The following is a 25,274-nucleotide window of genomic DNA, read 5'->3' on the forward strand; positions in this document are numbered from 1 at the left end:
CTGTTGCCTATCGCGATGAAGGCGGCGTCGAAAGGGCAGTGTATCAAGGCGTATTCCATTTTATCTGAAGGGGTCCGCAGCATCACGTAGTCCGTCACCGAAGAAATTAAAGGCCAGAATGACGAGAACGACCGGGATCGTCGGGATGAGAAGCCATGGATATAGCGCAATGACGCTGACGCTGCGCGCCTCCGTGAGCAGAATTCCCCAACTTGTGATCGGCGGGCGCAGGCCGAGGCCAAGAAAGCTCAGGGCGGTTTCGCCGAGAATCATGCCGGGTATCGTCAAGGTGGCCGAGGCGATGAGATGCGACATGAAACCGGGGATAAGATGTCTGCCGATGATGCGTGACGTACCCGCTCCCATCAATTGTGCAGCCAAAACATAGTCTTCCTCGCGAAGCGCCAGGAGTTTCGAGCGCACCGCACGCGCCAGCCCGGTCCAGTCCAGCATGCCGAGAATGACGGTGATGCCGAGATAGACGAGGATCGGGCTCCAGGTCACGGGCATGATCGCCGCAAGCGCCAGCCACAGCGGAATGCTTGGAATGGATTGCAGCACCTCGATGATGCGCTGGACAATCAGATCGAAGGTGCCGCCGCGATAACCGGCAAGACCGCCGATCACAATGCCGAGAACAAAGCTCATGGCGACGCCGAGCAGGCCGATGGTCAACGAAATGCGGGCGCCGTAAATGATGCGGGACAGCACGTCGCGTCCCAGCCGGTCGGTGCCGAGCAGGAACATTTCACCGCCTTCTGCGGGGCAGACGAGATGGGTCCTGCCCTCGACCATGCCCCAGAAACGATAGGTATCGCCCTTGCAGAAGAAACGCAGCGGCTGGATATCCGTCGGCACATCCCGGTAGACGCGCCTCAGATTGTCCATGTCGAGCGTCATTTCCCGGCCGTAAACGAAGGGGCCGACAAATTGGCCGTCGTTGAAGAAATGAATGGCCTGGGGCGGGGCGTAGATATGTTCGATATTGCGGGTGTGGAGATTATAGGGCGCGAGAAACTCGCAGATCAGGATCGAGAGATAAAGCACCAGCAGAAAGGCGCCGGACCAGACAGCGATCTTATGCTGGCGAAACTGCCACCACATGAGGCGCAGCTGCGACGCCTTGCTGAAGGCTGCCATTCCGGAGGTGTTGGGCTCGATCAAGGACGGATCGAAGGGCGCGGTCGAGACGTAGTGGGGCAGCGCTTCGCCCGGTTTGGGGATGGATGAAGTCATTTGACGTTACCACCTCCGAAGCGGATTCTCGGGTCGAGTATGGCAAGGGCGATATCCGAGACCAGAACGCCGATCACCGTCAGGAAAGCGAGGAACATCAGGAACGAACCGGCCAGATACATGTCCTGGCTCTGCAGCGCCCGGATGAGCATGGGGCCGGTGGTCTCGAGCGACAGGACGACCGCGGTGATTTCCGCGCCGGAGATGATGGCCGGCAGGATCGAGCCGATATCCGAGATGAAGAAATTCAGCGCCATGCGCAGCGGATATTTGGTCAGCACCTTGAAGGGGTGCAGCCCCTTGGCGCGGGCGGTCACCACATATTGTTTCTGCAATTCGTCCAGCAGATTGGCGCGCAGGCGGCGGATCATGCCGGCGGTGCCGGCCGTTCCAATGATGAGGACGGGTATCCAGATATGTTCGAGGATCGATTTGAACTTCGCCCAGCTCATCGCCTGGTTGAGATATTCCCGATCCATCAGATGGCCGATGGATATGCCGAACCAGATATTGGCGAAATACATCAGGATCAGCGCCAGCATGAAGTTGGGAATGGCGATGCCGAGCAGGCCGAGGAAGGTCAGCCCGTAATCTCCCCAGCTGTATTTATGTGTGGCGGAATAGATGCCGATGGGGAAGGCGATAAGCCAGGTCACGATGATGGTGACGAAGGAGACGAGAACCGTCAGCCAGAGACGATCTCCGACCACATCGCTGACCGGCAGCTGATATTCGAAGGAATAACCGAAGTCACCCACCAGCATGCCGGTGGCCCAGCGGAAATAGCGGATCGGTGCCGGCTGGTCGAAACCGTAGCGGACGCGCAGCTCCTCGATTTCGGCAAGGTTTGCCGTTTCGCCCATGGCACGCAGTTCGGCGACATAACTTTCGAAATAATCGCCCGGCGGCAGTTCGATGATGGTGAAGACCAGCATCGAGATCAGGATCAACGTGGGGATCATGACAAGGATGCGCTTGAGAATATACCGCAGCATATCAGGCGTCTCCGTCGTACCAGAAGGCATCCGGCATATAGACGCCGAGATAGGATGTGGGTTCGTAACCGAAAAGCGCCTTTTCCGGCACGTTTCGCATGCGTTTGACATGGACGACGGGTTGCAGCGCGCCGTTGACGATGCCGATGGAAAATACCTGCTGCGTATAAATCCCAAGCATTTCCAGCCAGATCGCCTCGCGCTCCTCCTCGGTGACGCTTCGGCGCCATTTTTTCAGGAGGTCGAGCAGATGTGCCGCTTCCGCAAGGTCCGGCTCCTTGCCCTCGCGGCCGCCGGAAAGATAATGCACGCCCCAGACCGGCCATTGCAGCTGGTCGTCACCGGTGGGGGCAAGGCCCGACGGCAGCATATCCGCTGTCGGCACGCCGTTGTCCATGCCCATCCATACCGACATCAGCACTTCGCCGCCCATGGCGCGCTTGCGGAAGACGTCTCGTTGGGTGGGGCGCACGGAAACCGCCACGCCGATATGCCGCCAATGATCCGTCACCAGTTCCATCACATCGGTTTCGAGCGTGCTTTCGCCGGTCGTCTCGACGATGATATAGACCGGCCGTCCGTCCGGCAGAAGCCGGATGCCGGCATTGTCGCGCTTGTCGAGGCCGGCCTCATCGAGCAGCCGGTTGGCCGTCGCCCGGTCGAAGGCACTCCACGCATCGGCAAATTCCTGCCGGTAAAGCGGGCTTTCCGGCAGAACGGTATCGGCGCTCTCCTTCGCCAGCCCGTAAAAGCAGACCATGTTGATCTCATGCCGGTTTATCGCCAGCGACAGGGCGCGGCGCACGCGCACATCCTGGAAAGAGCTGCGCCATACCGGATCGGCGCAATTGAGATTGGGCAGAAGCGCGATACGCGACCCTTGAGAGCGCTTGTATAGATTGACCTTCAGGGGGAAACGCTTTTCGGCATCCTTCAGGAAGGTGTAATCGGCGAAATCGAGGCCGAAATATTGCAGGTCGCTGTCGCCGGATGCCGTCTTGGCCGAAATGATATCGGAGGAGGTGACGTTGAGCAGGAAGCGGTCGAGATAGGGCAGCTGCAGGCCGTTTTCGTCGACGCGGTGATAATAGGGGTTGCGCTCGAACACGAACTGTTCGGCCGGCGGCGCGGTGGTGTTGCGCCAGGCATCGAGCGTTGGCAGGTCCGGGTTTTCCGGGCGGACCTGGCGCGACATCTTGATATGTAGGCCGCTCCAGTCATCCGCCTTGTTTTTCTTGATGAGCTTGGCGAGGTTTTCCGGCGTCTGATATTTGACGTGGAACTGTTTCATATAGGCGGCGGGCAGGAACAGCCGGGCCGGTGACGCCGCTGCAAGCTTTGCCAGAAAATCCGGGTTCGGACCGTCCCAGGTATAACGCACGGTCAGCCGGTCGATGACTTCGATCAGGGGCGGCTTGTTGTTGACCAGCAGTTCGATCGGTGGACCACCCTTGTGGATTTCCCGGTTGAGAGCGACATCTTCCCAGAAATAACGGAAATCCTCCGACGTGAAATCGCTGCCGTCGGACCATTTGTGGCCCTCGCGCAGCCTGAAGGTGAAAATGCGCTCTTCCTGAATATCGTAGCTTTCCAGAATGTCCGGATGGAGCTCGAATTTCTCGTCATAACCAACAAGGCGGGCATAGTTGCTGATCGGCATGAGCCGGATGTCGCGCTGACCGCCGATCAACATGCGCACCGAGCCGCCGTGTTTCCCCGGCTCGCGGCCAAGCGATTTCATGTCGATGACGCGGGGATTTTTCGGCAGGCGTTCTGTAACGTCCGGCAACTCGCCCTTTTCCCGCCTTTCCTTGAAATAGGCCGGATCTGTATAGGCGGCCCGCGCATAGGCCGGCAGGAAGACGGAGGCCAGCAGGGCAAGAGTGGTACGGCGCGTGATCAAGGGCGAAGCTCCCGGATGTCGGCATTGCCGTTGGCAAGGACGAAATGGCCGTCGCCGAGATCGGCGGAAATCATCTCCCCGTCGCCTTCGTCGCGGAACTGCTTGCCCCAGTCGAACTTGCCGGTGGCGCTGATCTTGCCGATGGTGCGGAAATCAAGGGGACGGTCGAGATCGGGGAAAGGCACGGCTGCCAGCAGGGATTTCGTATAGGGATGAACCGGGGAGCGCATCAGGATTTCCCGCGGCGCAAGTTCGACAATCCGGCCCTCGCACATCACGGCTACGCGGTCCGCCATATAATCCACCACGGCCAGATTATGTGAGATGAAGAGATAGGTGAGGCCGAGATCCTGCTGCAGGTCCTTCAGCAGGTTGAGGATCTGCGCCTGTACCGAGACATCGAGAGCGGAAACCGGCTCGTCGCAAATGAGAAGCTCGGGACCGAGCGCCAGCGCTCTTGCAATGCCGATACGTTGCCTCTGGCCGCCCGAGAAACTGTGCGGATAACGGTTCAGCGCGCTTTCGCCAAGACCGATGGCTCTCAGGAGGTTGCGCACTTTCTCCGCCCGGTATTTCGCATCGCCGCGCCCATGAATCTCCATCGGTTCGCTCAGGATGTTGCCGACGGTCATGCGCGGGGACAGCGAGGAGATCGGGTCCTGGAAAACCATCTGTATCTTCGAGCGCAGTTCCTTGAGATCGCCGTCCCTCGCATTAAGCACGTCGATATCGCCTTGCGGACGGTGGAAAGTGACGGCGCCTTCATCCGGGCGAACGGCGCGCATGAGGATTTTGCTGACGGTGGTCTTGCCGCTGCCGCTTTCGCCAACCAGTCCGAGGCATTCTCCCCGGCGGATTTCAAAACTGACGCTGTTGACCGCCTTGGTGGCGCTGGCGTCGCCTTTGCGGAACCAGCTGGATTTGCGGGTCGTGAAGGTCTTGCTGATATTGTCGACGGTCAGAAGCGGGCCGGGCGTCTTGTTCACCGCTGCGGTTTTCTTGCCGACAAGGCTTTCATGATCGACCTTGATTTCACGCAGCGCTTTCAGCCTCTCACCGGGCTTCATGTCAAAATGCGGCACGGCGGCCATCAGGCCCTTGAGATAGGGATGGCTCGGCGCCTTGAATATGTCATCGACCGTGCCGGCCTCCATGATCTCACCCTGGTAGATCACGGCAACCTCGTCAGCGATGTTCGCGACGACACCGAGATCATGGGTGATGAGTAGCATGCTCATGTTCAGCCGGCTTTGCAGATCGCGCAGCAGCTTGAGGATCTGCGCCTGGATCGTCACGTCCAGCGCCGTCGTCGGCTCGTCGGCGATCAACAGGGCAGGCCGACAGATCAGCGCCATGGCGATCATGGCGCGCTGGCGCATGCCGCCCGACAATTCGAAGGGATACATGTTCACGACCTTCTTCGGTTTGGAAAAACCTACGAGGTCGAGCGTTTCATACATTTTTTCGGCGCGTTCGGCCGGCGACAGGATGCTGTGGATACGCAGCGCCTCATCGATCTGGTTGCCGATGGTGTGCAGCGGCGAAAAGGAGGTCATCGGCTCCTGAAAAATCAGGCCGACACGGTTGCCGCGTATCGAGCGTATTTCGCGGCCGTCCTTCGGCAGTTGCAGCAGATCAACCGGGCCGGCGGCGGTATTTTCCGGATCGGTGAACAGCACGCGGCCGTTGACGCGTGCGGTCTTGGGATGGATGCCCATGATCGTCTGACCGATGACCGATTTTCCGGAACCGGACTCTCCGACCAGTGCGGTTACCTTTCCCGGGAGGATGCGGAGGCTGGCGCCCCTGACGGCATCAATCGTGCCACCCATGAGAGAAAACGAGACCCGCAGGTTTTCGATACGGAGCAAATCTGCGCCTGCGCTCATGCCAAAGGGTTCCTTGCCGTCTCTTTATCGTTGCCTTGTGACAATTTGCTCAGGAGGGCTTAAAAATCACGTTATCGCAGGGTTTGTTGTCTGTCTATGCTTCTGAAACATCGAATTGTTTAGCAAATTCAAAGCCGGCTTCCGAAATACGGCGGCTTGCCCGACAGCTCCTGTTTCGTGATATGTTAACGGGTGCTTTTGAATGAGGATCCATGTCCGACAAGAAATATTACGATGCCCAGCTGCAGGCAGCCCGTCAGTTGCAAAATGACGGCCGATATGCAGAAGCGCATGCGCTTATACAATCTTTGATTGTAGAAAAGGACGGACACCTGATGGGTGAGCCGACGGTGCTTGGCTTGCCGCGCCGGCTGCATGCGGCGCGGCTGCGTCTTGCCAAGGCGGAAGGCGATATGGTGGCGAAAATCGGTTATCAATATACGCTGGTGCCGCCGCCGCAGCTGCTGGCGAAATATGCACGGTTTTCCCCGGAGGAGCTCCGCACGATCGGCCTTAAAGGCAGGGAGAATGTGCCGAGGTTCATTCACCAGATATGGATCGGCGAAAAAGTCCCACCGGTATCCGGCGAAGCCTGGGCTGGTCATGCCGCAAGGCATGGATATCAGTATCGCCTCTGGCGGGAGGCCGATCTCGAGCGCGAAGGCGTGTTTTCGAACGCCGTCTTCAGGACCATGCTGGACCAGGGCGATTATCCCGGCGCGGTGGATGTGGCCCGTTATGTCGTGCTGGAGCGGTATGGCGGCATCTATCTCGATTGCGACTGGTATCCGGCACGCGACGATATGAGCTTCGATGCATTCCTGCCTTTGATGGGGCTGACGGCATTCGATGAAAAAACGCCGCGGGACACGGGGCAGGGCAGCATGCTGCTCGCCAACTCCTTCATTGCTTCCCCGGCCGGCCATCCGGTCTTTCGCAGGATGCTGGAGGCATTTCCCGCTATAATCAAGGAGATGCCACGCGCGCCGGCCTGGTGGTCCACCGGGCCGCTGATCTTCACCGTCATCGCCCGGGCAGGAAGCATCAGTCTCGCGCCGGCGGCATTTGTTGCCGCGTCGCTTGCCGACCGTGCGCCGTTCGGGGACGTGGAAGCGATCCGACGGGAATGCGCCACCGAGGCGAACGGTTTGCTGATCGCCTGGAAATCATGGTGAGATTTCGTCGACAAGCTCTTTCGAGGAACGCCAGCGGGCTGCAGGATGTTCGGCGGTCACCTCGAAAAGCCGCCGCAGAAAGCGCCAGACATTGTCGTCATGCACCAGATGATGGGTGAGGATGCCGGTCGTGCCGCCCTCTTCGGCGGTATGCATGATACGGGTGGCCGTCTCTGCAAAAAGAATATCGTCGTCGCGGCCGCCGCGGCTGCCATGCCAGTCTATCACATCGACATGGGTGTTCAGGCAGGGTGGCGTGGTATCTTTTTCCGGGCCGAACACGGACAAAGCGCGATATCCGAGGTCCGCCAATTTCTTCACGATAGCGGCCTCTATACGGTTCCACGGCGGCACCAGCATCGGCACAAAACGGGCGCCATGCAGGTCGTGCAGTTTCTCCAGCCCGGATTGCAGCTCGTCGAGAACGAGCGAAAGCTCCCGATGGGTGCCGAGTTCCTGTTTTTTCTCGCCGCTGCCGGCGTAGTTCGCGTGTGACCAGCCATGTACGGCCACCTGGGCGATATCCGAGGCATCCAGATGCTGGACGAGCCTGTTCCCGGTCATTTCGGGAATGACCGCGAGGGTGACCGGGACGGAAAGGCCGCGGCAAAGGTCAAGCAGCCTGTCGAGTGCGGGTGTCGGTTCCACGGCATCGTCGTCGCGGAGCCAGAGGTCGGCCTTTATGCCGCGCCGGCCGCATTCATCGAGTGCCGCAACGAGTTTTTCCAGACTCATGATCTTCCCGCCTTTGCTTGCAACAGGATTTGATTCAGCTCTTTTGCGGCGTTTTCCAAAGATCGTTCATTCTTGACGAACGCGCGTGCCGCCCGCGCCAGTTCTTCGCGTTGTCTGTTGTTGCCGAGCAGGGTGTGAATCGCCTCGGCATAGGCGGCTGTATCATTGTCCGGTGTCAGTAATCCTGTGATGCCGGATTTCACCACTTCGGGAACGCCGGCCACCTTTTCGGCGACGACCGGCAGGCCGGCGGCCTGCGCCTCGAGATAGGCCAGACCATAGGCCTCGCCATGGCCGGGCCAGACATAGAGGCAGGCTTCTGCCAGAAGCGTGGCGATCTCTGTTGCGGTCTTTTCCCCGTGCCAGACAAGGCGGTGAGGGGGAAAGGCGCTGAACATGGCTTCCACAGCCGCGCGTTCCGGCCCGTTCCCGATGATGTCCAGCGTCCAGTCGAGATCCTGCGGCAACAAAGCGAGCGCTTCGGAAAGACTGCGATAGCTGTCGAGCTTGTCGCCCGCCCGCATCATGGCGACGGTAATGAGCTTTGCAGGCACCGGCCGTGGCACGTTCTTGAGAAAGGTTTCGGTGTTGATAAAGGGCGGCAACATCGCCCAGCGCAAGTGCGGGGAGGCTCGCACGAGGCCGTCGCGATCCCGCGCGGTGAAGCAGATATTGACGGCTGCGGCGTTTAATGCGGTAAGCAGCCCGTTCTGAACGGCCTGCCAACCCGTCCTGTCGCGCTTGGGCGAATAGGATGCCTCGGCGGTCACATAGGGGATGCCGAAACGGCGGCTCAATGCCGGCCCGAGCAAATCCGGCGCCTTGTAATAGGGATGATAACAGAACCAGAGTTCGGGGACGCCCTGCCGTTGCCAGCGTTGCGTGATCGTCTCGATTTCGCGTTCGGCCGCATCCGCGAGCGAAAGCTGCGCCGGGTCGTCCGGCTCTTTCAAGAAGCTGCGCAGTTCGGAGGCGATGGAGACCTCATGGCCGCCCATTGCCATCGCCTGCATCAGCAGGCGGGCCATCAACCGGTCTCCGGAGGGAACGGAGTGGTTGGGCGATTTGAGCGGCGCATAAAAGGCGATCTTCATGCTGATGGTTGTGCGTTGGCCGCGGCGCCGGCGTCAACCGGAATTTGAAAGGGCCGAGCCTTGACAGCCCGGCCATTCTTGCCCAACTGAAAGGCATCTTTTGCACATGCGCGGAGCGTGACACGCTTTGACTTCCCCAGATATCTTCCGGAACCTGCTTTCCAGCATCGAAAACAAAAGCGCCAGGGCGGGGGTGATCGGTCTCGGTTATGTCGGCCTGCCGTTGGCCATGACGGTAGCGAAGGCCGGTTTCAAGGTCGTCGGTTTCGATATCGATCCCGGTAAAATTACTGCGATCGAGGCGGGCCGCAGCTATATCGAGGCGGTTTCGGACGAGGTGCTGGCGAGTGTGAGGCAGGATGACGGTTTCGTCGCCACCTCCGATTTTGCCCGACTGGCCGAATGTGACGTGATCGCCATCTGCGTGCCGACGCCGCTGACGAAATATCGCGAGCCGGACCTGTCCTATGTCGAAAAGACCTGCCGGGAGATTGCCGCTTATCTGCGAAAGGGGCAGCTCGTGGTGCTGGAATCGACCACCTATCCCGGCACGACCGACGGGGTGGTGAAGACCATTCTGGAAAGCAGCGGACTGGTCTCCGGCACCGATTTCTTCATCGGCTTTTCGCCGGAGCGGGAAGATCCCGGCAATCGCGATTTCGAGACCTCGACCATTCCGAAGGTCGTTGCCGGCGACGGCGAAGCAGCCGGAAAACTGATGGCCGCCTTTTACGGTTCGGTGGTCAAGAAGATCGTACCCGTTTCGACAAACGCCACGGCCGAGGCGGTGAAAATCACCGAAAACGTCTTCCGTGCCGTCAATATCGCGCTCGTCAACGAACTCAAGGTCGTTTACGAGGCCATGGGCATCGACATATGGGAAGTCATCGATGCGGCGAAAACCAAGCCGTTCGGTTTCATGCCGTTTTATCCAGGCCCCGGTCTCGGTGGACATTGCATACCGATCGATCCTTTCTACCTCACCTGGAAATCGCGCGAATATGAATTGCCGACGCGGTTCATCGAACTTGCCGGTGAAATCAACACCGGCATGCCGCGCCATGTCGTCGGGCGGGTTGCCGAAGCGCTCGATATCCATTCCGGCAAGGCGCTCAGCCGTTCGAAGGTGCTGGTCGTCGGCCTTGCCTACAAGAAGAACGTGCCCGACATTCGCGAAAGCCCCTCGCTGAAGCTCATCGAACTTATCCAGGAGAGGGGCGGCGAAGCGGCCTATCATGATCCGCATGTGGCGGAAATTCCGCGAACCCGTGAATATAGCCACCTGATGGGCATGAAATCGGTGCCATGGGACAGGCAGACGGTGGGCGCCTTCGACGCCGTTCTCGTGGCGACCGACCATGACAATGTCGATTATGCCGCTCTCAGCGAATGGGCGCCGTTGATCATCGACACGCGAAACGTTTTTGCGCGGCGGGATATTGCCGCAAGACACATCATCAAGGCCTGATACGGACGGATCATGAGCAGACTGGACAGTTTCATTCGCCGCCTGAGCGCGCAGCGTGATATTCTCAACCATGTCGAGGCCGATCTCGATCTGCCGGATGACGGTGCGCTGATGGAAATCGGGCTCGGAAACGGGCGAACCTTCAATCATCTGCGGGAGCTGTTTCCCGAGCGTCGCATCATCGCCTTTGACAGGGCCATGGGTGCCCATGCCTCCTCCGTTCCGCAGGAGGAGGATCTGGTGATCGGCGAAATCTCGCAGACAGCTCCGGCTTTCATTGGCGCGGAAGCGGCGCTGGTGCATGCCGATATCGGCACGGGTTATCCGGAAAAGGATGCGGTTACACTGACCTGGTTGCCCGATCTTGCCGCCGGCATGCTGGCGAAAGGCGGGATTGCGGTCAGCGGCCTGCCTCTGGACCATCCGATGCTGAAACCGCTGCCGGTGCCGGCAACCGTTCCGACGGACCGTTATTTTCTCTATCGCAAGATTTGACGCTCCACGGCGCGGCTGCCAGGTGGTTATGCCGGCTTACAGATAGCGTTCACTCTCCTTTCTGGAGAGCAGGAAGACTTTCATCTGCGAGTTCCGTCCGCGAATGGCGATCTGTTCGCTTCGCAGATCGGCGGTATCCTGCCCGGCTTGAATAAGGGCCGGTTCGGAAACGACGATGGCGGCGCCGAACTCCTTGGCCTTGGATTCGAGCCTGCTTGCCACGTTCACCGTATCGCCGATTGCCGTCAGGGTTTTTGCAGCGCCATATCCCATTATGCCGACGATGCTGGGGCCGGAATGAATTCCGACGACGACCTCCAGACGGACGGCGAATTGTTTTTCCAGCCCCTCGTTCAGGATTGCGATATCGCGCAAGATGACGGCGGCCGCCTTCATGGCGTTGCGACAGGCATGTTCCGTGTCTTCGCCAAGCCCAAAAAGGGCCATGGCGCCATCGCCGATGAATTTGTCGAGATGGCCTCCCGCCTGTTCGACGGCCTGGCCGACAATGGTGAAATAACGGTTCAGAAGGAAAACGACATCATAAGGCAGCTTCGCCTCGGAAAGCGTGGTGAAGTTGCGCAGATCGCAGAAGAGGATGGCGATTTCCTCTTCCCGGCCAGGGCGGGCCGGTTGCGCATCCGGCGGCAGGTCGCTTTGCTGGGGTGGCGAGACGAGAAGCGCGATGCCGAGGTCGCTCGTGGGGCGCAACTGGCAGCCGAGCCTGACGTCCGAATCGGCATGGATGCGTCGCAAGGTGGTTTGTTCGCTGTCTCCGGGCGGCGGAAGCGGACCTTTGCTGTTCAGAACCTTGACCCGACAGGTTGAGCAGCGTCCTTTGCCGCCGCAAACGGAATAGTGCGGTATGCCCGCAAGCCGGCTGGCTTCCAGAATGCTGAGCCCGGCCGGGACACGGGCCTGCGCACCATGTTCGTAGCGGATTTCGATTGCCGTCAGGCGTTGCCGCCAGCTGCGCACGCCACGCAGAACGAAAACCAGCATCACCGCGCCGGCAAACAATGTCTCCGCCGTGCCGGTGATGAACCGGATCTGCGTCTCCATTTCCCGCTGCAGCGGCAATTCGTCCTTTTGAATCGTATTGTCGACAAGTCCTGGTGGAAGCGCATATTTTTCATCGATCTCCGCCAGCCAGCGGCCTGCATCGCTGAAGCCCAGCAGCGCCAGCAGCGGCAGCATCACTGCGACCGTCATGAACAGTCCGGCAATTCGCGGATACCACTCCCGGTAACGCAGCCAGAAATAAAGGCCGATGCATCCGTGGACCCAGATCACGATTAGGGCGAGGCTCTGCCATGCGCCCTGTATCGGGTTGTTGATCCACAGCCTGCGGATGACCGAATAATAACCGACATCGATGCCGTAAAGCATATGCGACACGCGGATATTGACGGCGTGGCCGATGATCAGAAACGGGATGGACAGGCCGAAGATGACCTGAAGCGCCTCGCGCAACGGCATGCGCAGCGTTCTGCGCAGATAAAGCGAACGCAGAACAAGACAGACATGCACCAGAACCGAACCATAAAAAAGCAGGCTGCTGGCGGGGTTGAGCCAGATCAGGCTGAACCATTTTCGTGCCCGTTCGGCGGTGTCGATGGAGATGAGCGCAAGCGAGTGATTGACGAGATGGGAAAATACGAAAGCAAATATGATGAGGCCGGATAAAATCCGGGTGCGTCTGACATTGGTCTCCGAAAAGAAACGGATCATGCAAATCCCATCATCTGGTCATTTGGTACGGAATCATCATCTGGCGTGATGTCTTAGTGCCTTGCATCTCATGGCAACATCGTGGAGCAACCGATCCGCCACGGTCAATTATACGTGTTCAGCCGCTTGCGCGGCACGGAATTGTCAGATGAGGAAAGCGAGTACCGTCAAACAGTCACGGATTCCGGGGAGATTCCCGCCATCAGAGTTGAATGACCTGGCCGTCCATTGCCGCGAAGGCGCCGTCGAACAGGGCTTTCGCCTGTTTCTCGATACTGTCCAGTTCGTCGTCGCTGCGGCTTGGGGCATGGTGGATGAAGCCGACATTTTTGGCGTCGGCCAGTTTCGCCAGGCGGATGGCCTGTTGCCAGGACGAATGGCCGTAACCGCGATAAAGGCCCATTTCGTCATCGGTGAACATGGCGTCGTAGAGGAAAAGATCGGCATCCTTGATGAGATCGAGCACGGTTTCGTCAATGCTGCCCGGTTCATGTTCGGTATCGGTGATGATGGCGAGCGACTTTCCTTCCCAGTCCAGCCTGTATCCGATGGCATTGCCGGGATGATTGAGCATTCCGGTTCGGATTGAGAGGCCGGGACGCGGGGTAAGCGTATCGCCGGGCATGAAGTCCCGCGTGGCGATCTTGGCGCAGCAAATCTCCAGCGGCACGGGGAACCAGGGCGGGCTCATGAAGTCCTTGAGCATTTCCCGCGTTGTCATGGTGCCGGCGAGATGGCCCGACCAGATGGCGACGTCGTTGCAGCTGTTGTAGAATGGCTTGAAGTAGGGAAATCCGACAATATGGTCGTAGTGGCAGTGGGAAAAGAACAGATCGACGTCGGTAACGCCTTCCGCCCGTAACGCCAGGCCGGCGGGATGAAGCCCAGAACCCGCATCGAACAAAAGAACGTGATCACCGCACCGAACCTCGATGCAGATGGTATTTCCGCCGTATTTTCGGAAGTTTTCACCTGAAACAGGAAGCGTTCCCCGCGCGCCCCAGATCTTTACCCGAAAATTTCTATTACTTTCCCGACTTGCTGTGTCGGAATCGAACGCCATGACACACCCCAATAACAACGGAATCTTGCACGCTTTCCTCCCATGAAGCCCGTTGTCTCTACAGATTCTTATATCCGCCGTTTTATGGCGGATGCCTTTACCCCTTATTCAGTCAGCATTTCATTTATATTGCAATGGTGCGACATTTATTTTTCCAATATCGCCCTTCGGGGTAGCAAGGAATTGCAGGTTACGTTCTGGCGCCTGCGCGCGCTTTGCTGAGTTCGGCTGTCGTCTGGGTCAGGCGTTCGGCGAGGACGCGCATGACCTTGATGGTGATATCGGGGAAATCGGACATGAGCTTGAAGAACTGTTCCTTGCCGATCCGCAGGGCTTCCACATTGGTGGAAGCGCGCACCGTGGCGGTTCTGACGCTGTCGCAGAGGATGGCGATTTCGCCGACGATGGCGTTACCGGTCATTTCCGCCACCTTCAATGTGCCCGATGGAGAATCGACCAGAACATCCACCTTCCCGGTCAGAAGGACATAGGCCGCATCGCCGACATCCCCCTGCCGGAACAATACGTCGCCGGTATGATAGGACACGCGGTCGGATGCGAATGCGAGCAATTTGAGTTTCGACGGTTCCATTTCCGAAAAAAACGGGACCCGTTTCAGCATTTGAATTTCGTCTTTAAACAGCATTGCCTTACCCTATTCTTGTTCCACCTCGGCCACGTTCTTGGACTTATGTTGCGACCATGTCCTTGAATGTACCGTTTTCCTCGGCGAGAGTCTCGTAACTTCCGTCGGCGGTGATCAGGCCCTGATGAACCACGATGACGCGCTGGAACATGCGCGAAAGGGTGGCATTCGACAGAACCCATATGATGGACGGGTTATTGTTGTTCTGTTTCAGGAGTGTGATGACCCGTTCGACAATTTCCTCCTGCTGCCGCGGATCGAGGCCGGGAAGGGGGCGGTTGAAGACGTAATAATCGGACTTGCGGATCAGGGCGCGTGCAAGATTGAGCTTCTGGCGCTGGAGCGGGCCGAGCCGCTTGCCGCCGGCGCCAAGGTTGAAATCCAGGCCGACCGCCAGAACACGTTCGTACACACCCTGTTTGCGCATCACATCCGCCACGATGCGGGTGATGCGCCGCGAGGCATCGGTATAACGATGGCTGACCTTGCCGAAGAGAATATTGTCCAGAAGGCTGGTCGCGCTCATATATTTCGTCGGATCGTAGATCTCGATGACGTTCTTCAGGCTGTCGGGCAGGTTTTCGTGGAACATGTGGCGGACTTCGACGATCCGGTTCATGATTTCCGGCGACAGCAGGCCGAAACGCTGGCGCGGTTCGATATAGAAGAAGCTGAGCCGCAGCATGGCGCGCTTTTCGCTTTCATTGGCCTCATCGAAACTCTTGCCCTGCAGTCGCTGCAGCATCTGCTGATAGACCGGAATGTCATCGGGCGTCATGAATGTCAGCTGCTGGAAGAATGGGTGATCTCCCGGCAGATCGGCAAAGATTTCGACGATGTTTTCGGCGATCGTGTATCCCATCTCGAACAGGGTCTTGACGAGGCCGGTTTGGCGCATCAGGGAGCGGAAATAATCGCTTTCGATGATGGTCCGGATGGTCTGCGAGGAGTCCCGCATGGTGCCGAACAACAGGTTTTCGCCGACCGTCGCCTCGCTATTGTAGCTTTCAAGCTCAAAGGGTGCGATGAGGCCGCTCAGATTTTCCCTCTCCAGTTCGGCGCGCAGGACATGCCGCAATTCCACGATGCGGGCGGCCAGATGCAGGTCGGTCAGAGGGTCGATCGATGAGCGCAGCGCGAATTCCAGAATATCCTGCGACAGTTCCACACTGTCGAGAACGGCCAGGATGGCCTGGATAAGATTTTCCGGCCTGCCGTCGCCGGCCGGGCTGGACGCGTAGTCGATCCATTCGCTGTTGATGTCGATCAGCGGATTGCCCGCCATTTTCGCTTCGCGGATTTCCCACTTGCGGTGCTCCAGGGCCGCGCCCTCATAGTTCCTGTCCGAGAGCGGTGCGTGCTTGAGGCCGTAGAGGAGATTGTCGATCAGGCTGGCGTGGAAGAAATAGCTGTCCGAGGAAACATAGGAGATGCGCCGCCCGGTGAGCGATTCCGGCAATTCCAATATGTCGACGTCGTTGATGCTGATCTTGCCGGAGGTCGGCCAGAGCGTGCGGCCGATCGCATCCGCCAGCGCCTCGCCCCCCGAGCCGCCGACAATCGCGATGACTTCACCCGGTTCGATCTTCAAAGACGCCTGTTCCAGGAGCCTGCTGCCGCTATCATCTTCCAGGGTAAGATTGGCGATGACGATCGGTGCCGTGATGGCGGCAACCGCGCCGGGCGACAGTTTCTGCACCTTCTCATCTATCATATGCGGGGAGTCGAACTGTTCGAAGACCTGCTCGTATTTCACCTGCACGTCCTGACGCGCCTGATCCCAGTCAATCAGTTCCTTCAGCGGTCCGGGCAGTTCCTTGTAGGCGTTGATCACGGCGACCAGCTGCCCGACATCAAGGCTGCCCTTGAGGGTGAGATAACCGCCAAGCGCGTAGAAGAAGAAGGGTGTGAGCTGCGCGAGGAAGTTATTGATGAATTTGACCAGGAACTTCCATTGGTAGAGATCGTAGCGGATCTTGAAGATGTCGCCGAGCCGGTGCGAGGCATCGGCACGCTCATAGTTGGAGGTATCATAGGCATGGATCGTGCCGATGCCGTCGACCATTTCGCCGATGCGTCCGGCAAGCTGGCGGGCGCTCAGTTGCCGCTGGCGGCCGAGTTCGATGAGGCGGCGGCGCATCTTGGGGATGATGCCGACCTGTATGGCCGCCATGAAAGCCGCAATCAGGCCCAGCCAGAAATTCTGCACCAGAATGAAGAAAAGTGCGGACAGCGCCTGACCGCCGAGAAGCGCCGGCTGCACGAAGGCGTCGCCGGTAAAACCGCCGAGCGGCTCGACCTCGTCCTTTACCATGCTGGAGATTTCAGCGCCCTTGACGCGCTTGAAATGCGAAGGCGGGAACCGCAGGATCTTGTCGATCAGCTCAAAGCGGATACGCCGCAGCAGCCGTTCGCCGAGGCGACCCTTGTAGGTATTGATGTAATATTTGAAGAGCCCGTTGATGATGACAAGCGCAAGGAAGGTCAGGCTGAGCCCCATCAGCATCGACATGCGGTTGAGTTCGAGCCCGGGGAACAATGTCACGGTGCCCCAATAGGGAATATCGACCGTGAGATGCATGAAAAGCTGGGTCGCGTTCGCCCCTTCGAAACCATCTCCCTGAATGGGGCCGTTGACAATCTGCTTGGGCAGATCGAAGGCGAGGAAATAGGGGATCATCGACAGGGCCACGATCAGCAGAATGAAAAGCTGCTGTCGCTTGGTGTGCGACCAGATGTAACGCGTAAGGCTTTGTTCCATATAAAACTTCTATGACTTGTCGGGCGAGGCCCGGCGTGTTGGTTTGCGCGGTGTCGAGACGATCCGGTGGCCGGGTGGCGCAACCTCCTCCTGCAAATAGGTATGGGACTCGCTATTTATCAGTATATTCAAGCGGTTTCGAGCAAAATAGCGGTCCTGCCGAGACTTGGCCACCGACCCGGCCGATTGTCTTTGCAAAGCGCGCGCCGCAACCGATATAAATGCGACTCTATTTTTAGAATTCTCTAATGTTGCTGTTTTTATTGTAGAACAGGCGTTAAGACACTTCGATACAATGATCCCGTAATGGTTGAGCCAGACACTGGCGCAATGATGGCAAAGTCGATGGCTATAGATATTTCAGAGCGTGCAGGCAGCGATCCGGTCCCTGATGCAGTGTCGCTTTCCGGCGTCGCATCGACCGGGGCCATTGCGCATCCGGTGTCTTTTGAAGGGCTTACGGGCATTTTTCATCCGGCGCGCAAAGATGTAGGGCAGGATCATGCCGTGCTTTTCGTGAGCCCATGGGGGATGGAGGAGCTGTGCAGCCGCAAGTTTCAACGGGTTCTGGCGGAACGGCTGGCTGCCTCCGGTGTCGCAAGCCTGAGGTTCGACTATACCGGCGCAGGCGACGCGCTCGATCCGGATGACGCAGGCCGTGCGGCGGACTGGATTTCCGACACGCGAATGGCGCTCGATCGCCTCAAGCGCCTTTCCGGCTGTCGCGGCGTCACCGTCATCGCGCAGGGTCTTGGCTGCCCGATCGCCGCGCAGGCGCTTGCCGGGACTGCGGCGGTCGGTTCCATGGCGTTTCTCGCGCCCGTCGTCTCCGGTCGCGCCTATCTGCGTGAATTGGCGATGTGGTCGTCCATGATCGACGATGGCCTTGGTCTGCTGCCGGGGCAACGCCTGACGGAGGCCGGGGCGATTGCCGGCATGGTCATGCCGGAGGGTGTCGCGGAGGCGGTCAAAAAGGTCAATCTTTCCAATCTGACTGAGGTTCCGGCTCCGGCCATTCTGGTTCTGTCGCGGCCGGGCCGCGTGACCGATGCCGATTTCGCCAAACATCTTGCGGCGATCGGCGGCGAGGTGGAGGCGGTGGAGTTTGCGGGTTATGACGATCTCGTCTCCAGCCCGACACTCTCGAAAATATCCGGCGATGTGGTGACCCAGCTGGTGAATTGGGTTCTGGCGCAGAGCCGCGCCGGAAGCCTGGAGATTCCTGGGGAGGATGACGTTCTCAATGCGCCGCAGCGCGGTCGCGGTTTTGTCGAGCAGCCGGTGCAATTTGGCGAAGGCGGCCGGCTTTTCGGCGTGTTTTGCGCGCCGGACGGCGGCCGGGTGGTTTCATCGGTTCTTCTGCTTGGCGCGGCCTATGACCGGCACGCGGGCTGGGGCAGGCTTTCCGTTCAGACCGCGCGCGCGCTTGCGCGAGATGGGGTTGCGTCTCTCCGCTTCGATGCCGCCAATATTGCCGACAGCCCGCCGGTTGATAATGTGCCCGACCAGGTTCTTTATGATGCGGCGCAGAATGAGGACATGGCCGCTGCCCTCGATTTTCTCGGCAAGCGCGGTACAGGTCCTTTTATCGCGGCGGGCCGGTGCAGCGGCGCCTACCTAGCTTTTAACAGCGCGCTTGCCGATGACAGGATCGGCGCCGTGGTTGCTGTCAATCCGGTTGTCTTTCATTGGCGAAAAGGTCGCTCTGTTGACGAGGCCCTGCACAAGCGGCCGCGTTCCTTTGGCGAATACAGCCAGCGCTTTCGCCAAGGCGCGACATTCAGGCGCCTCATCAGCGGTGATGTCGATGTGGCAAGTGCCGGATTGAACATTGTCAAGGCAACGATAAAGAGGCTTTCGACAAAAACGGCAAGGCTGTTCCGCTGGAGTAGCGAGGAAGGACGTGCCGTCTATGATGCTTTCGACAGATTGAAGACGAAAAATACCGCCATTCGTCTGCTCTATAGTGATCATGACGATGGCCTGGAGCATTTCCGATATTATTTCGATGCCGATGGCAAAGGCCTCTCAGCCTATCAGAATGTCTCGCTGACCATTATTCCCGATGCCGATCACAATCTTTCAACGCCGGAAGCGAGGAAGATTTACATCGAGGCGGTGAAGCGGCAGGCTCTAGAAGGAAAACCGCCGGCTGGAACCCAGTGACACGACCTCTCCGGAAGGCGGCGTCTCGGTCGTCGCCGTGTCGGGCAGCAGGCTGATTTTCCTGGTTTCGCCCGGGCCGAGGTGGAACCAGTTCTCCGATGCGCGGTAACCTTCCGCCGTGACATGGACGGATTGCGCCAGCCGGTCCGTGCCGATCTCAAGCGACCAATTGCCGTTGGTTTCGCTGATCTCCGCCTGCAGGTTTGCGGCATGCAGCGCCTTTTTCCGGCCGAGAGGGAAATGGAAGGCGTCGGCAATGACATGTCCATTCGTCACGTCGCGAAGCCGGGCGACAGTGACATCATGGGAGGGCGGGCCGAAGCGATAGGCATAGGTCGTATCGAAAAAGGCGCCGAACAAATCGGTTGCGGCAATCGTCTGACTCTGCCGCGGCGAAAGCGTCAGAGGCCTTTTGGTATGGACGACAGGTTGCATGCCATCGCGTAGGCAGGTCAGTTCCAGCATGGCGTCGAAGCCGTCACCGGTTTCGTTGATAAGATGAATGTCCAGCCCATTGGTGCCTTCATCGGAAAGACTGACCTGAATGGGGCGGAACGCTCGCTTCAAGGCATGCCAGACGGATTTGGGCCTGCCGGTGGCATCGATGATACCCCAGCCCGCGCCGGGAACGAGATCCTGCAGCGTCCAGACCAGCGCGCCCCGGCAGGAAGAGCCGCCGCGCCGCCATTCGGCGAAGGTCGCCTCCATAACCTCGGCTGTCGCAGCCCGGGACATGTCGAGATAAAGGCTGCCGTGTTCCCGTCGCAGCACGTCCGGCTCGACATCGTAAAGCAGCTTCAGATAGTGATCGCGGACATCCTCGAAGTCCCAGGAGGCGCCGCGGTCGCGTGGCGTGCGGGCTTTCCAGCGCGGATCGTGCACGGCCATGCCGGGAAGATATCTGTCCAGCGTTTCCTGCTCGGGGATATTGGCGAAGGCGAGGCACTCGGCGGCAAAGCGTATATCGGCGCGACGTGCATCCTCCAGCGGGCGGCAATAGGCGCCGACACCGTAATAATGGCCGACGCCGGCATTGGGAAAAAACGGCAGCGCGCCGCCGGAGGGAGAATTGGCGACATAGGCCGCATCCGGCCTTTTCCCGGCGACCAGTTCCGGCAAGATCTCTTCGGTCAGCGCGCCTTTCCATATCTGTTCCGGCAGGCCGAGCATCGCGCCCTGCTGGTACATTTCGCTGCCGCCGCAGAAAACGGCAAGCGACGGAGAAAGCGCCGTCGCCTCAAGGAATTGCGAGATTTCCGCAACGATATGCTGGCGAAGGGCATCATCCTTTGCCGGATAATCGAAATTGGCGAGCATGGCGTCCTGCCACACCATGATGCCAAGCTCATCGCAAAGCGCGAGGAATGCCGGCGTTTCATAGGTCATGGTGCCGCCGATACGGATCATGTTCATGCCGGCTTCGGCGGCTTTTCGCAGCCACGGTTCATAATCCCGCCTTGCGCCGGGCAGACGCACAATATCGGCCGTCGTCCAGACCGCGCCGCGGCAGAAGACGGGCTGGCCGTTCACTTTGAGCCCGAAACCACGGCCGTCTTCGCCGTGATCGATCTCGATCCGCCTGAAGCCGGTGCGCCCGAGCCGATGCTGCTTGCCGTCCAGCTCCAGAATGATCTCGTGCAGGGCGGGTCTGCCATGCGTGTGCGGCCACCATGTCTCCACGTCGGGTATGCGGAGTTCTCCGGAAAGTTTGCCACTTTCATCCATGGCAAGATCGGCGCCGTAACCGGCGCAGTGCAGCCGTGCCGATGTGACGGTCCGGCTGGTTTCAAGGGTGATGCTCACTGTTCCGGTTCCGGCGTCGTCCAGTGAAGAACGGACCGTGCAGAGAACACCATCCTGCCTTATCAGGCTGATCGGCCGCCATGGACCGGCGGCATGGATTTCGGGGGACCAGCCGGGCATGTAGCCGAGCGCGGTGGTGCGGATCAGCCGCAGCCCCTGTGTATTCATCATCTGCGGCCGCCAGCGGGCGCGCGGGCCGGTTTTTTCGAGCCGCGGCGCGAGGGCGCGCAGGCAGATTGCCAGCTCGTCCGCCCCTGTCAGCCTGACCGGCACCTCAAGCCTTTCGAACATGTTTTGGCTGGCGGCGATCAGTTCGCCGTTGAAGAAGATTTCGGCAATGGTGGAAAGACCGTCAAAACGCAGGGTGGCGCGTTCACGCGCATCGGAAATCATCGTCAGCCGATACCAGGCATCCCTGTCGTTGAGCGCGACGGGGGCAAGGCGATCGAATTTTCCGGCGGCTTCCAGGGCCTGCGCCACGGTGCCGGGAACGGAGACGTGCAGAGTTTCCAGTGTCGAGGGAATGTCAGACGGGGTCTCGCAGGCATTCGCCGGCGTAAGTGTCAGCGTCCAGCCTTCACTCAGCAGTTCCTCGCTGTCGTCCTGAATATAGCTCCTCACGCTGCCTCGCTGGCATTTGACAGTTTCGCCGCAAGGCTTTCCATCAAGCCGTCCCATGCATCGGCAGCCGGATCGAGTACCGAGACCAGCGCATCGAATTTGCGGCGCGTGACAGCGCGGGCAAGCTGGAACTGCACGGTCTTGGCGACTTCGGAGATGCGCAGCGCATGATCGCGCGCGTCAGACAGGTCGTCGCCCTCCAGCCATTCGAAGTGGCTTGCCGCCAGTTCGAAATTGGCGCCAAGCTGGCGCAGGGTGTTGAAGGCGTATTTGTGGAAAAAGCCGAAGGGTCTTTCGGCGATCTTTTCCACCTGCGCCGGAAACACGGCGGCAAAAGCCCGGACCGGATTGGCGGAGGGGCGGCGCGAGAAATGGAACTTCAGCAACCGTTCGGCCGTCTTGCGAATATCTGCCGGCGCGGGATTGCTGTCTGCAAATTTCGCAAATTCCGTATAGGGCAGGAAGGGCGGGCCGGTTTCCGCCAGATGGTGCTGGAACAATCCGTCGAAATCTTCGCCTGCCAGATGGAAAAAACCGGCATTGTGGAAATAGTCGACTTCCCGCCTCGCCAGATCGAGCCGGTTAATGGCGATGGTGGTCTTGCCGTGTTCCTTCCGGTAGCCCACCCCATGGGTGTCCGGCATATAGAAGCTGTCCATTTCGATCAGGCAGATGCGGCCGCGCTCGAGCTGTGCCTCGATGTGGTTCTCCACCCTGTCGAAGATCGCAAGTTCGGTGGCGCGAACGCCATAAAGCGCCTCGAGGTCTTCCAGCGGCACCTTGAAAAAGGTGAACTGGTCGCCCTCGAAATCCTGCGTGAGCGTGAAACCGAACATGGCTTCCGGCGGCAGGCCTTTCGAGGCCAGTACCTCGATCCACAAGTCGATGTAGCAATTGGTTTCCGGCCACATTCTTTCGGAGGAATGGAGCGGATGCTGCGTGTAGTTTCGAGGATCGAGACCGGAAAAAATCTGCCGCATGGATGGTCAGCCCCAGAGCGTTTCCACGACCTTTGCAGGCCATTTCTTCACGTCGAGACCGTGATGCGCAAACAGTGCGAGTGCGATGCGCTCAAGGCCGAAACCGACGCAGGCGGTGTGGGCGACATCGCCATTCGCAAGATTGAGGCCCCATTTCTGGCCAAAGGCATCCTGGTGGTAATTGAAGCTCATGCAGGCCGTCGGGCTGGTCGTCGACGTGACCGGGATCAAGAGCTCGAATTTAAGGTTCTGGTCGCGCTGGTTGTTGGCGAGCATCTTGCCGGCACGCCCGAAGAAGGGATCGTTGGCGACATCGATGGTGACGTCGAGCCCGACCGCCTTCATCATGTCGACGCCGCGATCCATCCAGCTCTGGCGGAAATCGGTGACGTCGGCCTCCGTGCCCATGCGTACATACTCGCGCATGCGGAAAAGCTGCTGGCGGGCGGGATCCTTGGAGGGTTCATGGCGGAAACAATAGGACTGGATGTCATAGAGACCGCCGCCGGCAGGCAATGCGCCGCGCTTGGCGATCGTCGGATAAAGCGGATAACAGGCCGCCGGCGTCAGCACGATGTCGGTGGCCTTCTGGTCCTTGGTCCAGTCGCCGCCCTCATCCATGGTTTTCAGCAGGCTGACATGGTCGAGTTCGCAGCCGCAGAAGGAATGGACCGTGCCGGCAAGCTGCGGGAAGCTCTTCATGTAACCGCTTTTTTCGAAATAGGCGCGGTTGATGCCGGGCGGAAAACGGATCGCTTCGGCGCCGTCGGCGCCACCGGTGCGGTCGATCAGCCGCTCGAAGGCGGCAATAACGTCCTCGAACTGGCCGCTGCGTCCATAAAGACCGTCCACACCGGTTTCAATCAGCAGGCCTTCTTCGAACAGTCGATCGAGGAACGATGTTTGCATGTCCATGGTCTTATCCCAAGAGGCTGGTATCCTGCTTGTGAACCAGCAGGAGATTGGCGGAATTGCCGAGAATGCGGTCGTTGGAAATCATCAGCCGGGCGGAATGCGCGTCGCGAAGGTGACGGCCAAGGCTGTAGGGCGTGCCGTTCTTGTAGCCCATGATGCCGCAGACCAGCATGGCGTGGTCGATGATTTCCAGAATGGTTTCCGAAGAACAGATCTTCACATTGTTCATGGCGACCGCGAAGGCCATGGACATCAGCTTTTCCGGGTCGACCTTGGTGTCCTCATAGGCCTTGATGCCAGCAATGATGTTGGATTTGACGACCTGCAGCTTGGTGGACACCTCGGCAAGGCGGATGGCGCCGGGAGGAGCGGTGCCGGGTGACTTGCGTGCCGCGGCCCTGACGAAGGACTGTGCGCGCAGCACGGCATCCGAGGCGATGCCATACCAGACGGCGCTCCACAGGAGATGCGAGCTTGCAAGCATGGATTGCGCGGCGATTTCCGCGAAAGGCTTCGGGAATATCTGTGTCGCCGGCGCCTCGCCCCGGAACAGAAACCCATCCGAACAGGTGCCGCGCATGCCGAGCGTGTCCCAGACATGGGTTTTTTCGAGAATGTACTGATCTTTCAGAAAGACGGTCATCACCTGGTCGGCGGGCGCGGCATCCTTGTGGGCGCGCGAGGTGATGAGGATGGCGTCGGCATTGCTGCCATAGGAAATGACGGTCGCATCCTTTTCCAGCCGGCAGCTATCGCCTTCGACCTCGATCGCGCAGATGGAGTTGCGCAGATTGCCGCCGATGCCGCCTTCGGTGGTGGCCGAGCCGAGCAGAAGCTGCTCACCGGCGACGCGCCGCATGAAACCCGCATGCCAGGTGCTGTCGACGCCGTGTTCCACCAGGCTGGACAGTTTGATGTGATGCATGGCGAAAATCATCGCGGTTGCCGAGCAGGCCTGACCGAGACGGGCGCAGATATCGGCGATTTGCTGCAGGGATGCGCCTTCGCCGCCGAGGGAGGAGGGGATCTGGATGCCCAGCAGGCGTTCCTGTTTCAAGGCCGTGACGGCCTCTTCCGGGAAACGGCCGGTGACGTCCACCTCGTCCGCATGTCCGGCGGCAATGGTCGCGACACGGCCCGCGCGCGCGGACAGAGTTTCATCCTGCGGCGCTACGGTCACGTTCATCAGGCTGCCTCTTTACCATCCAGAATGAGCTTAACGGTGTCTTCAATGGCCTTGATGCTGGCGAAGGACTTGCGGTTCAGCAGATTATCGGGAAATTCGATATCGAAAGCTTCTTCAATACCCAGCATCAATTGCACCGACGCAAAGGAAGAAAGTCCGGCCGCGTAAAGATCGGCTTCATCAGCAATCGTATCGACGGGGGTGGGAAGCTGGCCGAATTTGGCCAGTATTTCACGAATAGTCGCATTCATTCCGACGTATCTCCAATGAAATCAACATTAGGAAGGTTTGTGCTTATCGTTATGCCGCAAACGATAATATTCACCTAAACCGTTAGGTTAATTACAACTAACGGCAGCATGCGCCATTCCCGCACCTTTGCCAAGCGTTGATGAGCGGCCTTGACAAAAGC

The 25,274-nt window shown here is 59.2% G+C and carries 19 protein-coding genes; 4 read left to right on the top strand and 15 right to left on the bottom strand.

Features of this window, described 5'->3' with window-relative positions:
• Window positions 1–60: 60 nt before the first annotated feature.
• The 4 genes from ACI2KA_RS12440 to ACI2KA_RS12455 are packed head-to-tail and all read right to left on the bottom strand — an operon-like array spanning window position 61 to window position 6,023.
• Window positions 61–1,236, bottom strand: coding sequence for an ABC transporter permease (locus tag ACI2KA_RS12440; protein ID WP_404502395.1), 1,176 nt, complete (start codon window positions 1,234–1,236; stop codon window positions 61–63).
• On the bottom strand, window positions 1,233–2,231 hold the full coding sequence (locus ACI2KA_RS12445) for an ABC transporter permease (protein WP_003521288.1): 999 nt from the start codon (window positions 2,229–2,231) through the stop codon (window positions 1,233–1,235). Before ACI2KA_RS12445 ends, ACI2KA_RS12440 begins: the two co-directional genes overlap by 4 nt.
• Window position 2,232: 1 nt before the next feature.
• Window positions 2,233–4,134, bottom strand: a complete 1,902-nt coding sequence (locus ACI2KA_RS12450; protein ID WP_404502397.1) for an ABC transporter substrate-binding protein — start codon at window positions 4,132–4,134, stop codon at window positions 2,233–2,235.
• Complete coding sequence (locus ACI2KA_RS12455; protein ID WP_404502399.1) at window positions 4,131–6,023, bottom strand: ABC transporter ATP-binding protein; 1,893 nt, start codon at window positions 6,021–6,023, stop codon at window positions 4,131–4,133. Before ACI2KA_RS12455 ends, ACI2KA_RS12450 begins: the two co-directional genes overlap by 4 nt.
• Before the next feature lie 212 nt (window positions 6,024–6,235).
• Between ACI2KA_RS12455 and ACI2KA_RS12460 the strand changes: the two genes are divergently transcribed.
• Entirely contained in the window at window positions 6,236–7,198 is a 963-nt protein-coding gene (locus ACI2KA_RS12460) for a glycosyltransferase family 32 protein (RefSeq protein WP_404502401.1), read from the top strand.
• On the opposite strand, the gene ACI2KA_RS12465 is transcribed toward ACI2KA_RS12460, so the two are convergent.
• Together ACI2KA_RS12465 and ACI2KA_RS12470 are read right to left on the bottom strand one after the other, a co-directional pair.
• Entirely contained in the window at window positions 7,190–7,933 is a 744-nt protein-coding gene (locus tag ACI2KA_RS12465; protein WP_404502403.1) for a polysaccharide deacetylase family protein, read from the bottom strand. The two genes, ACI2KA_RS12460 and ACI2KA_RS12465, sit on opposite strands and share 9 nt — an antisense overlap.
• Window positions 7,930–9,027: a glycosyltransferase family 4 protein gene (locus ACI2KA_RS12470; protein WP_404502405.1), complete on the bottom strand. Its 1,098-nt coding sequence runs from the start codon at window positions 9,025–9,027 to the stop codon at window positions 7,930–7,932. Before ACI2KA_RS12470 ends, ACI2KA_RS12465 begins: the two co-directional genes overlap by 4 nt.
• 127 nt (window positions 9,028–9,154) lie before the next feature.
• Here ACI2KA_RS12470 and ACI2KA_RS12475 point away from each other — a divergent pair, with 127 nt between their 5' ends.
• Complete coding sequence (locus ACI2KA_RS12475; RefSeq protein ID WP_404502407.1) at window positions 9,155–10,495, top strand: nucleotide sugar dehydrogenase; 1,341 nt, start codon at window positions 9,155–9,157, stop codon at window positions 10,493–10,495.
• Between the two features lie 12 nt (window positions 10,496–10,507).
• Window positions 10,508–10,990, top strand: coding sequence for a class I SAM-dependent methyltransferase (locus tag ACI2KA_RS12480; protein WP_404502409.1), 483 nt, complete (start codon window positions 10,508–10,510; stop codon window positions 10,988–10,990).
• Between the two features lie 36 nt (window positions 10,991–11,026).
• On the opposite strand, the gene ACI2KA_RS12485 is transcribed toward ACI2KA_RS12480, so the two are convergent.
• From ACI2KA_RS12485 to ACI2KA_RS12500, 4 genes are all read right to left on the bottom strand, one after another.
• Window positions 11,027–12,721 (bottom strand): adenylate/guanylate cyclase domain-containing protein, encoded by a 1,695-nt coding sequence (locus ACI2KA_RS12485; protein ID WP_404502411.1) that lies wholly within the window; start codon window positions 12,719–12,721, stop codon window positions 11,027–11,029.
• 202 nt (window positions 12,722–12,923) lie between these two features.
• Window positions 12,924–13,784 (bottom strand): MBL fold metallo-hydrolase, encoded by an 861-nt coding sequence (locus ACI2KA_RS12490; RefSeq protein WP_404502413.1) that lies wholly within the window; start codon window positions 13,782–13,784, stop codon window positions 12,924–12,926.
• A gap of 190 nt (window positions 13,785–13,974) precedes the next feature.
• Window positions 13,975–14,430: a cyclic nucleotide-binding domain-containing protein gene (locus ACI2KA_RS12495; protein ID WP_404502415.1), complete on the bottom strand. Its 456-nt coding sequence runs from the start codon at window positions 14,428–14,430 to the stop codon at window positions 13,975–13,977.
• Window positions 14,431–14,473: 43 nt separating this feature from the next.
• Complete coding sequence (locus ACI2KA_RS12500) at window positions 14,474–17,191, bottom strand: ABC transporter transmembrane domain-containing protein (RefSeq protein WP_404502417.1); 2,718 nt, start codon at window positions 17,189–17,191, stop codon at window positions 14,474–14,476.
• Window positions 17,192–17,536: 345 nt separating this feature from the next.
• Here ACI2KA_RS12500 and ACI2KA_RS12505 point away from each other — a divergent pair, with 345 nt between their 5' ends.
• Window positions 17,537–19,357, top strand: a complete 1,821-nt coding sequence (locus ACI2KA_RS12505) for a hypothetical protein (protein ID WP_404502419.1) — start codon at window positions 17,537–17,539, stop codon at window positions 19,355–19,357.
• Here the strand turns inward: ACI2KA_RS12505 and ACI2KA_RS12510 are convergent.
• From ACI2KA_RS12510 to ACI2KA_RS12530, 5 genes are read right to left on the bottom strand one after another with little or no spacing between them, the layout of a single operon-like run.
• Window positions 19,325–21,781, bottom strand: a complete 2,457-nt coding sequence (locus ACI2KA_RS12510) for a glycosyl hydrolase 2 galactose-binding domain-containing protein (RefSeq protein ID WP_404502421.1) — start codon at window positions 21,779–21,781, stop codon at window positions 19,325–19,327. The two genes, ACI2KA_RS12505 and ACI2KA_RS12510, sit on opposite strands and share 33 nt — an antisense overlap.
• Window positions 21,778–22,761 (bottom strand): DUF1839 family protein, encoded by a 984-nt coding sequence (locus tag ACI2KA_RS12515; RefSeq protein WP_404502423.1) that lies wholly within the window; start codon window positions 22,759–22,761, stop codon window positions 21,778–21,780. Before ACI2KA_RS12515 ends, ACI2KA_RS12510 begins: the two co-directional genes overlap by 4 nt.
• Before the next feature lie 6 nt (window positions 22,762–22,767).
• The gene (locus tag ACI2KA_RS12520) at window positions 22,768–23,676 is read right to left on the bottom strand and encodes an amino acid--[acyl-carrier-protein] ligase (protein WP_404502425.1); all 909 of its coding nucleotides are present in this window, start codon (window positions 23,674–23,676) and stop codon (window positions 22,768–22,770) included.
• Window positions 23,677–23,680: 4 nt separating this feature from the next.
• Window positions 23,681–24,862, bottom strand: a complete 1,182-nt coding sequence (locus ACI2KA_RS12525) for an acyl-CoA dehydrogenase family protein (RefSeq protein WP_404502427.1) — start codon at window positions 24,860–24,862, stop codon at window positions 23,681–23,683.
• Window positions 24,862–25,113: an acyl carrier protein gene (locus tag ACI2KA_RS12530; protein WP_003504852.1), complete on the bottom strand. Its 252-nt coding sequence runs from the start codon at window positions 25,111–25,113 to the stop codon at window positions 24,862–24,864. Before ACI2KA_RS12530 ends, ACI2KA_RS12525 begins: the two co-directional genes overlap by 1 nt.
• Window positions 25,114–25,274: the final 161 nt, after the last annotated feature.

Origin of the sequence: Agrobacterium sp. NPDC089420, assembly GCF_044900305.1 — a bacterium.
Lineage (GTDB): Bacteria > Pseudomonadota > Alphaproteobacteria > Rhizobiales > Rhizobiaceae > Agrobacterium.

Coding starts and splice junctions, on each gene's coding strand:
- ACI2KA_RS12440 (WP_404502395.1), bottom strand. CDS start 1,236: ATGACTTCATCCATCCCCAAACCGGGCGAAGCGCTGCCCCACTACGTC.
- ACI2KA_RS12445 (WP_003521288.1), bottom strand. CDS start 2,231: ATGCTGCGGTATATTCTCAAGCGCATCCTTGTCATGATCCCCACGTTG.
- ACI2KA_RS12455 (WP_404502399.1), bottom strand. CDS start 6,023: ATGAGCGCAGGCGCAGATTTGCTCCGTATCGAAAACCTGCGGGTCTCG.
- ACI2KA_RS12460 (WP_404502401.1), top strand. CDS start 6,236: ATGTCCGACAAGAAATATTACGATGCCCAGCTGCAGGCAGCCCGTCAG.
- ACI2KA_RS12465 (WP_404502403.1), bottom strand. CDS start 7,933: ATGAGTCTGGAAAAACTCGTTGCGGCACTCGATGAATGCGGCCGGCGC.
- ACI2KA_RS12470 (WP_404502405.1), bottom strand. CDS start 9,027: ATGAAGATCGCCTTTTATGCGCCGCTCAAATCGCCCAACCACTCCGTT.
- ACI2KA_RS12480 (WP_404502409.1), top strand. CDS start 10,508: ATGAGCAGACTGGACAGTTTCATTCGCCGCCTGAGCGCGCAGCGTGAT.
- ACI2KA_RS12485 (WP_404502411.1), bottom strand. CDS start 12,721: ATGATCCGTTTCTTTTCGGAGACCAATGTCAGACGCACCCGGATTTTA.
- ACI2KA_RS12490 (WP_404502413.1), bottom strand. CDS start 13,784: ATGGCGTTCGATTCCGACACAGCAAGTCGGGAAAGTAATAGAAATTTT.
- ACI2KA_RS12495 (WP_404502415.1), bottom strand. CDS start 14,430: ATGCTGTTTAAAGACGAAATTCAAATGCTGAAACGGGTCCCGTTTTTT.
- ACI2KA_RS12500 (WP_404502417.1), bottom strand. CDS start 17,191: ATGGAACAAAGCCTTACGCGTTACATCTGGTCGCACACCAAGCGACAG.
- ACI2KA_RS12505 (WP_404502419.1), top strand. CDS start 17,537: ATGGCTATAGATATTTCAGAGCGTGCAGGCAGCGATCCGGTCCCTGAT.
- ACI2KA_RS12515 (WP_404502423.1), bottom strand. CDS start 22,761: ATGCGGCAGATTTTTTCCGGTCTCGATCCTCGAAACTACACGCAGCAT.
- ACI2KA_RS12520 (WP_404502425.1), bottom strand. CDS start 23,676: ATGGACATGCAAACATCGTTCCTCGATCGACTGTTCGAAGAAGGCCTG.
- ACI2KA_RS12525 (WP_404502427.1), bottom strand. CDS start 24,862: ATGAACGTGACCGTAGCGCCGCAGGATGAAACTCTGTCCGCGCGCGCG.
- ACI2KA_RS12530 (WP_003504852.1), bottom strand. CDS start 25,113: ATGAATGCGACTATTCGTGAAATACTGGCCAAATTCGGCCAGCTTCCC.